Source organism: Sphingobacterium sp. LRF_L2 (genome assembly GCF_965644235.1).
Classification (GTDB): domain Bacteria; phylum Bacteroidota; class Bacteroidia; order Sphingobacteriales; family Sphingobacteriaceae; genus Sphingobacterium.
Map to the genome: position 1 here is coordinate 168,954 of NZ_CBFFRI010000001.1, position 12,842 is coordinate 181,795.

Genomic DNA, 12,842 nt, shown 5'->3' on the forward strand with positions numbered 1-12,842 from the left:
TAGTGTTACCTATATATTTAAGTATCGAAGGATTATATTCTTATCAGGGGAAACAAGAAATAGATTTCACTCGACTCACTGAAGCAGGATTATTTGGAATATTTGGTAAAGTTGGTTCAGGAAAATCTTCTATTATTGAAGCGATTAGTTTTGCGTTGTATGGAGAAACGGAACGTTTAAATAAACAGGAAAAAAGAACATACAATATGTTGAATCTCAAATCTGATGCTGCCTGTATCGTATTTGAATTCTACAATTTTCAAGGGCGTCGATTTCGCTTCATAGCGCAATGGAAACGTCGAAAAAAATTTGAGGATACTACCACATTAGAACGTTTGGCTTACGAATGGCTAAACGAGGAATGGATACCATTGTCATCAAGCGATGGCACTGAAATAACAAGACTTACTTACCCAAATTTTAGAAGAACAATCATCATTCCTCAGGGTCAATTTAAGGAATTTTTAGAATTAAAAGGGAAAGATAGATCCGATATGATGAAAGAGATTTTTAATCTTAATCGATTCGATCTTGGTCCCAAAGTCGCTATATTACAACGAAAAAACAACACTTTTCTAGAGCAAATAAAGGGTGCATTATCTGGATTTGAGACAGTAAGTCTTGAAGTATTAAAAAAGAAACAAGACGATTTATCCAATGCACAAGAATCTCTACATCAAATAAAAACTGAAACATTTAGCTTGGAAAAAGAGCTGATACAGCTAAGTGAAAGTAAACGTATCCGTATAAATCTTATCAACAAACAAAAGGAAGTGGATGCCTACATGGCCGATCAACCAAAAATTCGTCAACAAGAGAAAGATCTACAGATTTATGAGAATACGAACTTGGCTTTTCGTGAAATACTAAATCACACGCATTTACTAAACAAAGAAAAAGAACAGTTAACCTACAAACTTGAACAATTAGCCATCAAGAAGAAAGACGTGCTTACACGTTTAGAAGAAAAGGAAGAAGAATGGTCTAAAATTGCTAACGATTATCATAATCTGGATCTTTTGAAAGCGGAAAGTGAAGATTTAAAACTACTGATTTTTATTGCGCAACAACAGGAACAAAAAAAACTACTAAACAAACGGCTTTCGGATGGTCAACCTCATATTCAGAAAGTAGAAAAGGAGGAGCAAGATCTTATACTTGAAATTAGAACAAAAGAGTCGATACTGGACGATCTCAAAAATAAAAAAATAGACACAACAGCGCTTTTGGCTTTAGAAACTTGGTATCAACAAAATGATCAGCTCACGATTAAGTTTTCAGAATTGATCACTCAACGCTCTCTTTTTGAAAAAGAGAGCGCAAAGGCAGCAGAAGAATTTGATCGTAGACAAGTTGCTCTAGAAAATTGGGAATCTATTCTTCAGCAATCAGAGACCGATTGGAACACACATCTTCTTTCTCTTCAAACAGAACTGACCCAACTGAAGGTAAATGTTAAACTTAGTGACTTTGCTGAAAATCTTGTCGATGGGGATCCCTGTCCCCTATGTGGTGCTCTGGATCATCCTACTCCTATGATTCCACACGATTTATCCTTACGTGAGCGAGAATTGTTAAAAGAACAACAAGATATTCATAGCGCACTAACAGATCTAAAAGAGAGCTTTCAAATATTGACCAGAGCAAGTATCATCTGGAAGGATAAACAAAAACAATGTGAGCAATTAAACAGCCAAATACTGCAAATTCAAGAGGCTCAAGAACAACACCTAGCCATCTTTCAATGGGAAGGTTTTTCTGCAACAGACAAAGAGTTTTTTTTAGCTTATAAAAATGAAAATCAGTTGCTGGAAAACACAATCCGAATAATGGAAAACGAACTTAAAGAGCTCGGAATAAAAGCAACAGAAACGCAATCAAAATTAGAAAAATACCGCAGTTCATTATCAACATTTGAGCGGGAGATACTCATCAAAGATAGTCTTATACAACAAAGTGAATCTCAGCTCCGCAAACTGAAACCTGGAGAGTTCACAAACTATAGAGAAACTGCATTGATTAATAGAAAAAAGCATCTAGAAAATCGAATCCACTACCTGGAAGACAGTTACAAGTCATTGACTGAAAATATCAACCGGTTAAAAACAGAATTCGCGACTGTAAATGGAGAACGATCTGCCTCTAAAGAACAGTTTCAACAGCTTTACCAACAACTTGGAGCTCGCCAGTCAGAGATATCGACATTACTCGTTGAGCATGGCTACAGTGACATTATTCAAGTTCAACAAATCTTACAGAAACACTTAAATGTACCTGAGCTAAGGAAAACCATTCAAGATTTTAATGTGAATCTTCAGACAGCCTTAAACCAAGTTTCAGATTTGCAATCTCGGGTAACGGTAGACGGCTTTGAAGAGACTACATATGAAGAGAAAACAAATCTTTATAGCATAAAAAAAGAGGAATTAGAACAGCAGATACGCCATGTAGGCGCACTAGAGAAAGAATATTCTCACCTTCAAGTTGAATTCGCAAAAAAAGAAAAATTGATCGAAGAGTTTCAAAAAGTAACATTAAGAAAAAACAATTTAAACACCTTAGAAAATCTGTTTCGAGGAGCAGGCTTTGTAAACTATGTTTCTAGTATACACTTAAAAAGGCTCTGTGAAATCGCAAACCTACGTTTCCACAGACTAACGAAAAATAACCTAAGTTTGACTATAAACGAAAGCAACGAATTCGAAGTAATTGATTTTCTTAATAATGGATTTAAGCGATCGGTCAAAACCCTATCAGGGGGACAGAGTTTCCAAGCTTCTTTATCATTGGCTTTAGCGTTAGCGGAAAGTATACAATCATTAAATAAGGCAGAAAAGAATTTTTTCTTTATCGACGAAGGCTTTGGTACCCAAGATGCAGAAAGTATGAATATTGTCTTCGAAACACTGCAGTATTTACATCGCGAAAACCGTATTGTCGGTGTAATATCTCATGTTGAGGAACTTAAAGAACGTATTCCTAGAGCAGTTACGGTAACTAACGATGTAGAAAAGGGAAGTTCGATACACTACCACTCATAACTCCTCGTACTCAAAAACCCGAACAAAGAACTTGCACATCATACCATGCAAAAAAGATATGTTATAGTAGTTGCCGGAGGAACTGGCAGTAGAATGAAGAATGCGTTACCAAAGCAATTTCTAACTTTATTGGATCGACCGGTGTTGATGCATACTTTAGATTGTTTCTGGAAAAGCGAGAGTAATCCAGAAATTGTAGTTGTTCTAAATCCAAAAATGGAAGACTATTGGAAACAGCTATGTAAATCTTTTAATTTCACAGTTCCCCATACTGTCGTCTTCGGAGGAGATAGTCGCTTCCAAAGTGTAAATAATGGCTTAAATTTTATTTTAGAAAAGGAAAAGAAATCCCTTGAAGAAGTAGTTGTTGCCATACACGATGGTGCCCGCCCTATCGTCAATTCAAAGCTTATTAAACAATGCTTTGAAGACACTGCAACATATGGAGCAACAGTTACGGCTGTCAAAAGCGTCAATTCAATTCGATTTGGAAACGAAGATAAAAGTAAGTCAATTGAAAGAGAACATGTCTGGATTGTACAAACGCCCCAAACTTTCAAAGCTGACATTCTAAGGAAAGCTTTTCTTCAAGAAGAATGTCAATCGTTTACTGATGATGCATCAGTAGTAGAAAAACTGGGCTATTCTGTACATATTATCGAAGGAGATTATCAAAATATAAAAATAACTTTCCCAGAAGATATTAGAATAGCCCAGCTTTATTTAGAGAATGCTTAATTATTTAGGCGGCACCTCTTATCACTCGAAGTAAGATTGCTATAATTGCAATTACCAACAAAATATGGATGATTCCACCCGATACATAGCCGCCAAAGAAACTGATTGCCCAGATTATCACTAAAATAACGGCGATTAAATAAAGAATATTTCCCATAACTTTTACAATTGAATTAAAACCCTTGTTTTTATAATATATCATAAGAACAAGGTTCGTTGCATAAAAGTTTTACTTATTTTAAGTAGTTGAAAATATTAAATATCTAGCTTCAACCCATCAAATGCTGCAAAGATTCCTTCCGGAAGCTGATCTTGAATAACTGTATGTTTACCAAATCGATGACTAATGTGCGTGAAATACGTTTTCTTTGAACCGATTTCCTCTGCAAATTGGATTGCTTCGTCCTTCGTAAAATGCGATATGTGAGGTTCTTCCTGCAACGCGTTAACGATTAAGATTTCCACCCCTTTTAACAAAGACTTAGAATATTCATCAACAGTTTTTGCATCGGTAATGTAGGCAAAGTTACCTATCCGAAATCCGATGACTGGCATCTTATAATGCATCACCTCTATAGGCATAACACAGATGTCGTGGATAAAAAAAGGTTCAGCCGCTACAATTGGCTTCAATTCCAAACGAGGAACCCCAGGGTATTTCAGCTCACCAAAAGCGTAATAAAACTCTCTTTTCAAGGCTTCGTGAGTCACTGAAGTTGCATAAATAGGGATTGACTCCTGTTGTTGGTAGTTAAAAGCCCTTACATCATCAAGACCTGCAATATGGTCCTTATGCGAATGTGTAATCAATATAGCATCTAAATGTCTTACATCTTCACGAAGCATTTGATATCGAAAATCAGGCCCTGTATCAACGACCAGGTTAAGTCCTTCAATTTCGATTAAAATGGCACTGCGTAATCTTTTATCTCGAAAATCAGAAGATTGACAAACTTCACATTGACACGCAATAACCGGAACTCCTTGGGATGTCCCTGTACCCAAAAAAGTAATCTTCACAATGGTTCCCCCAGTTTTTTTATCGTTTTATAAAATTCTTTTTTCTTATCATCCAACAACGAGATATCTATCTCCATATCTCCTAGTAACTGAATCAATGACTGAATTCTTACTTCCAAATTGGAGAATTTGTTTACCATTATTACCTTGGTATGCTGTAATACACAAGCTCCTGTACGAAAAGACCCCTTTTCATAACGAACTTTGTAGCCAAATTCTGCAAACAATTCTTCCAACTTCCCTAAATTATGCTGTGTAAATGCAATCACGATTGTAATATTTAAACAAAATAAAAAACTTTACGTTACATTTAAGATTTTAGCAACTAATTCTTAAACAACACCTTTTGCACATAGCTTTGTATAAAACCAGTGCCATAAGCTATCAACTGTGTGTATGCTGCGACAACACTCAAAAGTCCGACATAAAAACTCTTTGTCGTTGTCCAAGCATGAAGAAATAGCAAAAACGTGTAAATTAACAACAAAAAGTTACCCACAGTAGCAAAAAAACACCATGGCAAAAAACTTCCCGAAGAGAATACGGTAAAAATATTGGATAAGATCAAGATTAGTAAACCCAAAACAAATACTGTAGGCAATGCATGGACAAACTTTAGTTCCTCTGGAAAAAGTAGGTAAATATCAATCCTTCCCTTTCCGAAGAAATTGGTTTGTTTAAAAAACTGAAAGAATGTCGCACGCCGCTTGTGATAAACAAAACCTTCAGCAATCAAGCCTACTTTAAAACCAGCTTCGATCATTCGAATACTAAATTCAATATCCTCCGAACGGCGAGCTAACCTAAATCCCTTCGTCACTTCATAAACCTTTCTAGATATGCCCATATTGAAACTCCGAGGATGAAAAGCTCCTACATGTTTTTTATTACCTCGTATACCACCAGTAGTAAAAGGGCTAGTCATTGAATAGCTTATCGCTTTTTGAATAGGCGTAAACGAGGGGTGTGCTGCATCAGGTCCTCCAAAAGCATCCAAATGCTCTTTTTCTATTCCTTTCAAAATGATAGAAAGATAATCTTCTGGAACTAAAATATCGGAATCAAAAACAATAAAGTAGTCTCCCTTTGCTTTTTCAAATCCATAATTCCGCGCAAATCCCTGTCCCTCATTTTCCTTTTCAAAATAATAGACCTCCATCCTATCCCTATACGCTTCTACGATCTCCCTTGCAGGACAAGAAGAACCATCTTCCACTACAATAATCTCAAACATGGAATAAGATTGCTTCAGCATAGAATCAAGCAATTCTTTGATCTCATTTGGTCTATTGTATAGCGGAATAATAATAGAAAAAAACATATTAGATGATCTTTTCGATATGATACTTATTCCTATCAGACGAACTTCTAGCCAAAAGCTCAGCAAGAAATCCTGTTAAAAACAATTGTGTACCTATTAAAATAGCCACCAAAGAGAGATAAAAAAGTGGCTGATCAGTAACGTTTCTATAAGCAGTACCATTCGCAATACTCATCAACTTATCAAAAATTAGATAACAAGTAATAAAAAAGCCTATCATAAAACTTAAAACGCCAATCGTGCCAAAAAAATGCATTGGCCGTTTTCCAAATTTCCCAACAAAGAAAATTGATAATAAGTCCAAAAAGCCTTTAATAAATCGGCCGGCACCAAATTTAGTGGTACCATACTTCCGAGGATAGTGCTGTACAACCTGTTCTTGGATGTTTCTAAATCCCGCCCATTTTGCTAAAACAGGAATATAACGGTGCATTTCGCCATAGACTTCTATGCTTTTTACAACATCTTTACGGTAAGCTTTCAACCCACAGTTGAAATCATGCAAATTATATATTCCAGACATGCTACGTGTCGCTGCATTGAAAAGCTTTGTAGGAATGGTCTTCGTTAAAGGATCAAAACGCTTCTCTTTCCATCCAGAAACAAGATCTGCACCTTGATTTTTGACTCTATTGTACAATTCCGGGATCTCATCAGGACTATCTTGTAAATCTGCATCCATCGTGATTACAACTTCTCCCTCAGCAGCATTAAAGCCTACATTCAACGCAGCAGATTTTCCATAATTACGGCGAAATTTAATACCAATAATTTCTACATGTTGCTGTTTTAACTCTTGAATAACTCGCCAAGAAGAATCGTTACTTCCATCATCTACCAAAATTATTTCATAAGTAAAATGATGATCGATCATTACACGCCGAATCCAAGCTGTTAATTCTGGTAACGATTCTTCCTCGTTATATAAAGGAATTACAATTGATATATCCATATTAAATAAAAAAGAGGGCATTTTCGAGATACCCTACTTTGTCTTTTTGTTTTTAAATGCTATTGGTTATCTACTTCCGGGCGAGGTGTATCCTCGTTGGTGCTCACATTCAAAAAAGCTGGTCTTTCTCGTTTCAATATTGCAGCTAAAACGAGAGCAAATACGAAATACATAATTAAGCTTATACCAAGTCCCTTCAATGTCTGACCTATGGAAAAATTACGAGATTCATCACGAGCTTTTTCCAAATCTGCAACCTGCTTATCGATTAAATCATCATCAGCACCAATACTCTCCATCGTCTCAATAGTAAGATTAATTGTCTTATCGAAAAAAATCTGTTGAGGCTCAGGGTTCAGTAGATTAAAAACGCTACTGCCCAGACTGGAAATAGCTACAGCTAACGCAAGCATAATAAAAATACTTTTTAGCGCTTGGCTAAAGTTCCAGAAACCATTTGCAGCTTTTCTCAACAAGACCGAAAAATAAGCCGATAAGGCAATCATCAATAACCAAGTAACTCCACCTGTAACCATAGAGACAACCTTAAAATCAGTACCATTTATCATAACATACATGGAAATCACACTGACAACCAACAAAATAACACCAAGATAAAGGCCTAATTTAATCCCTTCTTTTTTAACAGTCTCCGATGGAAATGAATATTGGATTTCTTGACTCATAATTTTACTTATTAAAGTTTATAATAATCTGATAGGTAGCACTATCCAACGCTTTATTTATCGCCGCATTTTCGAATTCTTTCCATTGTTCTGTAGAAGGTGACTGTTCATTGAAAAAACTCATTACAGGATAAAAAAGATCTTTTAAATCGTCATTGTAAGGCAAGGCCGCTGCAACTTTCCCTATCTCTTCATAAGAACTTTCTACAAGAATTTGATTGGAAATAACCGCTTCATATATGGCATATTCATCTTGAAACTCATCTTCCTCCACCAATAAAAACTCCTTCAAATAGTCATCCAACGAAGGCTCTATATCATCATCTGCACATTCGTTAAGATATAAAAAGACATTTAATAGTTCCGTTCCGCGATCTATTGTATCTTCTTCAATTGCTTCCCATTCTTCAGACTCTAAATAATCTTCTTCTAATTTTTGGACATCCTCCGCGAAAAAATTCACCATGAGTAAATCAAAATAGATTTCACGAAGTTCTTCAAAACGTTGGTTATTATCAAAGACCTCGTCTAAATCCTGCAACTTATCCATAAAAGCAGCTTCTTTATCAAAAACTGCTGCAAGAGCATCCGCAAAAGTTACACTATCTATTTGTTCTACCGCGCTATATGCCGATATCCCTGCATCAAACGCCTTTTTTACTTTTAAATCCATAAATTATTTATTTTCGATCAATTGACCGTTATTAATTACCGCTTTTACTTTTCCTATCAACTCTTCCCCAAAGACTGGACTATTACTTCCTTTCGATTTGTTCGTAAAATTATCCAGTGTCCATTTTTCCTTTAAGCTGAACAAGACCATATTTGCCTCGCTTCCTTCTTGTAATGAGGGAACTTCTTGACCAAGTATTTCCCGAGGTGCAACGACTAGCTTGTTTACAATCTCTTCCGCTGTAAATCCCGCTTTAATCAAAAATGGAAGTGTCGTCTGAAGACCAATTATACCGTCTTTTGCAATATGGAATTCCACGTTTTTAAACTCCACTTCCTGTGGTGTGTGTTGTGATACAACAGCATCTACAGTTCCGTCTTTTAGCCCTGCCAATAAAGCGTCTATATCTCGCTGTTGGCGTAAGGGAGGGTTTACTTTAAAATTACTATCAAAACCAATAACTTCTTTATCTGTATAAACAAGATTGTGGGCCGCGACATCACAAGTCACCTTTACTCCCTTAAGTTTGGCCGCCTTTATTAAGTCTACAGATTCCGCGGTGGAAATACAAGTGAAATGAATCGGAGATTCATTATACTCTGCCAAAAATAAATCACGTGAAACCATGAGGGACTCGGCTAAATTAGGTTTTCCTTTCATTCCTAAATAGGTACTCATTTCTCCCTCATTCATTTGATTACCCCCAGCAATAGAATCATCTTCGGCAAATGAGATAATTAGAGCATCAAACCCTTTGCTGTATAAAAGAGCCCGTCCCATAAGTCCAGCTTGCTGAACACTATGATCTCCATCTGAAAAAGCTACCGCACCGACTGATTGCATATCAAAAAGCTCAGCAAGCTCTTTCCCTTCACGTCTTTTACTGATTGTCCCAATAGGATACACGTCAACCAAATTACCTTTAGCTGTATTTTTGATTAAAGACACTTCCGATCGGCTGTGTATAGGCGGATTAGTATTTGGATAAACAGCAACAGCCGTATATCCTCCAGCCATAGCGGCGGCTGTTCCACTAGTAATATCCTCTTTCGTTTCTAAACCCGGTTCACCAAAATTAGCATGTAAGTCAAAAAAGCCAGCGGAAACGAAACAGTCACTTCCATCAATAACATGTCTATCTGCCTTGTCGAGTTGCTTGTCTATCTTGCTGATCTTTCCATTTTCAATCTCGATATCAACGATATCACCGTTATTTGGATGACCAGGTAGTACAAGTTTAGCAGAAGAAATTAAAATATTGTTCATGGATATAAATTAAAGTAATTTATGTCAAAAAGTAGAAATAGATTAAAAAAGGTTTTTGTTTACTGCTGTAAGATTGGTAAACGCTCAAAAGTCTCAATGGAAATCCAATGAAATCTAACGTAAAATTTATCAGATCTGCGAGCTGCTTCATTGAAAAACAAATGTACAAAATATTTTTAAGCCGATTTGATAATGTATATATTTTTAAGGTTCTTTTCCCCAAGAATAACTATCCACTTGAATATCACATAAAGAAAAAACACGATCCACAACAGTAGCGGCAAGTTGTTCAAAACTATCAGGCCTACTATAAAATGATGGACTAGCGGGACAAATAATCCCCCCAGCCTGCGTAATCAAGGCCATATTATTAATGTGTATGATACTCAAAGGAGTTTCTCTTGTAACAAGAACAAGTTTCCTTCTCTCTTTAAGGATAACATCCGCAGCTCTCGTCGTTAAATCGGAGGAGGTCCCATGTGCAATACGCGAAAGCGTTCCCATCGAACAAGGACATACAATCATGGTATCAAATCCTGCAGACCCAGAAGCAAATGGCGCCATGAAATCGTTTTTTGAATAAAACCGATAGGGATAAGAACTATATTCTTCATTTCCCAACTCAAATTTCCAAACGTCTTTCGCATTATCAGACATCACCACAGTTACCTCTTCCACTTGATCTGTTAGTAAATGAAGTTTATCTAACAATAATTTCGCATATATAGAACCGCTAGCTCCGGTGATGGCTACCACTATTCTTTTTCTTTTCGTCATAACAATAAATCAAAGTTAACAAAAAAAGGGTCGAATAGTATATTCGACCCTACATCTACCTATGAAAAACATGCCCTTGGGGAGGGCAATACAAAAGTAATTCTTAGTTTAAGATTAGACAACTCTTTTACTCTAGATTTTCGGATATTGTAGTCTTTCCACTACAGGCCGTATAAATCAATCGATTGCACAATCTCTGGAATCTTATTACAAAGAATTAATATAATTTAAACGGATCAGTTTCTTGGCAAGAATCCATATAACACCTTTATAACTAGCAAAAAGAAAGGAATATCTTATTCTTTTTTATTTTCTACACGTTTTACACATCACAAATGTTATTCACAATTTATTTGATTTTCGTATTTTTTTATTTAATTCGTGAGCGTCAAACGATACAGGGATGAGTTTATACAAGTTAGAAGAATATATTGAGACAGGGAATCATCACGATTTGGAAATACTACTTAGAGCAAATGCGACATTGCTTAGAGAAAAAACCAGTCACGATATCTCACCTTTATTGCTGGCCTGTTATTATCATAAAGATCAGGTAATTAAAACGATACTAAATCATTTAAATACGATTACAGTACATGAAGCTTGTGCTATCGGATTGGTTCCGCAAGTAGAAATGATGATTAAACAGAAGCCTGATGTAATAGATGAGATATCATCCCATGGATTTACACCGCTTGGGATAGCAACCCATTTTGGACAGGAAGGCGTTGTACGTATATTATTATCAAAGCGTGCTGATCCGAATATTAGTTCTCAAAATGGGTATCAGGTGTATCCACTTCATACAGCCTTAACAGGAAATTACAATCAAATAAGTAAAATGTTGGTTGAGGCTGGTGCTGAAGTTAATATTTTTCAAAATGCTCGAATTACACCGCTGCATATTGCCGCTCAACAGGGAAATATTGACATGATTATCGTATTACTTGAAAATGGAGCCGATATCTCTTTAAAAACAGACTTCGGTGCTACTGCTTCTGATTTAGCCCTCGAAAAAGGTCATAAAGAAATTTCTGAGATACTAAAACCAACTTAGGGTTTAAAAAGAGATAATCCCACACAACATGACAAACACTTTTTTTGATTACAATAGTTTTTTTTCAACCATAAAACAGCTTGAGAATCTGAGGCATTACGTGCTAATAGACCTAATTGACTAAATTTTCGAACGATATTATTATCCTCAGCATTCAATCCCTGCAACCAACTGTAGGCTCGTTCTTGCAATTCTACATCCTTTATCATTTTACCATAGGTGAATATAATCGGTATAAATGCATTAATCACGACATGATCTTTAAATGCCTTTGAAAAAACTACCGAATGGATAGTAGATTGCTTGTCTAACCTAAAATGATTGTACCAAAAATTATTAATATTATCTATTTTTAAAAGCTCTAGAACTTGGTCAAGAGTTTTACAGCTTATAACTCTTTGAAACAAATAGGGATTTTTAGTATAAAAAGACACAAATTGAGCTAAACGAAAAGTAGGAAAATTAGGTGGTCGCATTCGCATAAAGCTCCATTCAGAAAACCTAATTTCCCTAAGTTTGTGCAAATGTTTTAATGAATGATATTCATTAATCAATTTCTCAATATACAAATCGTTATCCAAATCGTTTGCTAAAAAACCTGCCTGTCCGAAAAACATAGCTTCCAATTTTATCCTATTGCCGAAATACTTACGGAGTAATGTGATGTTGATTAGTTCCGCTAGTCGCAAAAACACATCAGCATTTACTTTTGTTCCAAAACTGCGACACAATTGAATAAATAGTACATGTTCCCAATCTCCTTTTACAGTATAGAAAAGCTCACGGACTCGGTAAAACTGCTCTTCAAGTCGATTTACGACCATTTTATCTAACAAATCGTACTTATGAATATCCTCTACCGACGAAAGTTGACTTTCGCAAGGTATCCAATTTTTATTTTCAAAAATGGACACATAAGTATCAATAACGCTAGCACTCAAATAGTGTTGCAACTGGAGCGTGACTATTTTCGTCCCATCTGCTCTCAATACATCCACTGGATTACAAAAAACAACATGCAAAACAACATTATTATATTTTTCATCCTCATGATGTTTGTGTTTTACCCAATCTTTTCCTTCCACATGCATTTCAACATGTCCAACCCATAAGGTATCGTCAATAACGATCTTGGCATGTAAAAAATCAGGCCCCGCATCCTTATTGTGTTCACCAATATGTAAAATCTTAATTTTTTCATCATCTAAGCTATAAAGTTCTAACTGGTTAAAAAGCCTAAATTGCCAGATGAAGTGGAGTAACTTTTCTGCAATCATAGCTAAAGATACAATAAAAAAAGTACATCTAACG

The 12,842-nt window shown here is 35.8% G+C and carries 13 protein-coding genes; 3 read left to right on the forward strand and 10 right to left on the reverse strand.

Features of this window, described 5'->3' with window-relative positions:
- Positions 1-2 precede the first annotated feature (2 nt).
- Together ACSZOX_RS00750 and ACSZOX_RS00755 are read left to right on the forward strand one after the other, a co-directional pair.
- On the forward strand, positions 3-3,041 hold the full coding sequence (locus tag ACSZOX_RS00750) for an AAA family ATPase (RefSeq protein ID WP_437917794.1): 3,039 nt from the start codon (positions 3-5) through the stop codon (positions 3,039-3,041).
- Positions 3,042-3,086: 45 nt separating this feature from the next.
- Positions 3,087-3,779 (forward strand): 2-C-methyl-D-erythritol 4-phosphate cytidylyltransferase, encoded by a 693-nt coding sequence (locus ACSZOX_RS00755; protein WP_437917795.1) that lies wholly within the window; start codon positions 3,087-3,089, stop codon positions 3,777-3,779.
- A 4-nt stretch (positions 3,780-3,783) separates the two neighbouring features.
- Here the strand turns inward: ACSZOX_RS00755 and ACSZOX_RS00760 are convergent, their stop codons facing one another.
- From ACSZOX_RS00760 to ACSZOX_RS00800, 9 genes are all read right to left on the reverse strand, one after another.
- Complete coding sequence (locus tag ACSZOX_RS00760; protein ID WP_437917797.1) at positions 3,784-3,936, reverse strand: lmo0937 family membrane protein; 153 nt, start codon at positions 3,934-3,936, stop codon at positions 3,784-3,786.
- 98 nt (positions 3,937-4,034) lie between these two features.
- Complete coding sequence (locus ACSZOX_RS00765) at positions 4,035-4,799, reverse strand: MBL fold metallo-hydrolase (protein ID WP_437917799.1); 765 nt, start codon at positions 4,797-4,799, stop codon at positions 4,035-4,037.
- Positions 4,796-5,068, reverse strand: a complete 273-nt coding sequence (locus tag ACSZOX_RS00770; RefSeq protein WP_437917801.1) for a hypothetical protein — start codon at positions 5,066-5,068, stop codon at positions 4,796-4,798. Before ACSZOX_RS00770 ends, ACSZOX_RS00765 begins: the two co-directional genes overlap by 4 nt.
- 56 nt (positions 5,069-5,124) lie before the next feature.
- Positions 5,125-6,120, reverse strand: a complete 996-nt coding sequence (locus tag ACSZOX_RS00775) for a glycosyltransferase (protein WP_437917803.1) — start codon at positions 6,118-6,120, stop codon at positions 5,125-5,127.
- 1 nt (position 6,121) lies between these two features.
- Positions 6,122-7,072, reverse strand: a complete 951-nt coding sequence (locus tag ACSZOX_RS00780; RefSeq protein WP_437917805.1) for a glycosyltransferase family 2 protein — start codon at positions 7,070-7,072, stop codon at positions 6,122-6,124.
- A 59-nt stretch (positions 7,073-7,131) separates the two neighbouring features.
- Positions 7,132-7,758 carry a DUF4199 domain-containing protein gene (locus ACSZOX_RS00785; RefSeq protein WP_437917807.1) on the reverse strand — a complete coding sequence of 209 codons (627 nt, stop codon included), beginning with the start codon at positions 7,756-7,758 and terminating at the stop codon, positions 7,132-7,134.
- 4 nt (positions 7,759-7,762) lie between these two features.
- The gene (locus ACSZOX_RS00790) at positions 7,763-8,431 is read right to left on the reverse strand and encodes a hypothetical protein (protein WP_437917809.1); all 669 of its coding nucleotides are present in this window, start codon (positions 8,429-8,431) and stop codon (positions 7,763-7,765) included.
- 3 nt (positions 8,432-8,434) lie between these two features.
- Positions 8,435-9,697 carry a dihydroorotase gene (locus tag ACSZOX_RS00795; RefSeq protein WP_437917811.1) on the reverse strand — a complete coding sequence of 421 codons (1,263 nt, stop codon included), beginning with the start codon at positions 9,695-9,697 and terminating at the stop codon, positions 8,435-8,437.
- A 204-nt stretch (positions 9,698-9,901) separates the two neighbouring features.
- Positions 9,902-10,474, reverse strand: coding sequence for a UbiX family flavin prenyltransferase (locus ACSZOX_RS00800; protein ID WP_437917813.1), 573 nt, complete (start codon positions 10,472-10,474; stop codon positions 9,902-9,904).
- A 403-nt stretch (positions 10,475-10,877) separates the two neighbouring features.
- Here ACSZOX_RS00800 and ACSZOX_RS00805 point away from each other — a divergent pair, with 403 nt between their 5' ends.
- Positions 10,878-11,531 (forward strand): ankyrin repeat domain-containing protein, encoded by a 654-nt coding sequence (locus tag ACSZOX_RS00805; protein WP_437917815.1) that lies wholly within the window; start codon positions 10,878-10,880, stop codon positions 11,529-11,531.
- Here the strand turns inward: ACSZOX_RS00805 and ACSZOX_RS00810 are convergent.
- Positions 11,528-12,808 (reverse strand): DUF2851 family protein, encoded by a 1,281-nt coding sequence (locus ACSZOX_RS00810; RefSeq protein WP_437917817.1) that lies wholly within the window; start codon positions 12,806-12,808, stop codon positions 11,528-11,530. The genes ACSZOX_RS00805 and ACSZOX_RS00810 overlap by 4 nt on opposite strands.
- Positions 12,809-12,842: the final 34 nt, after the last annotated feature.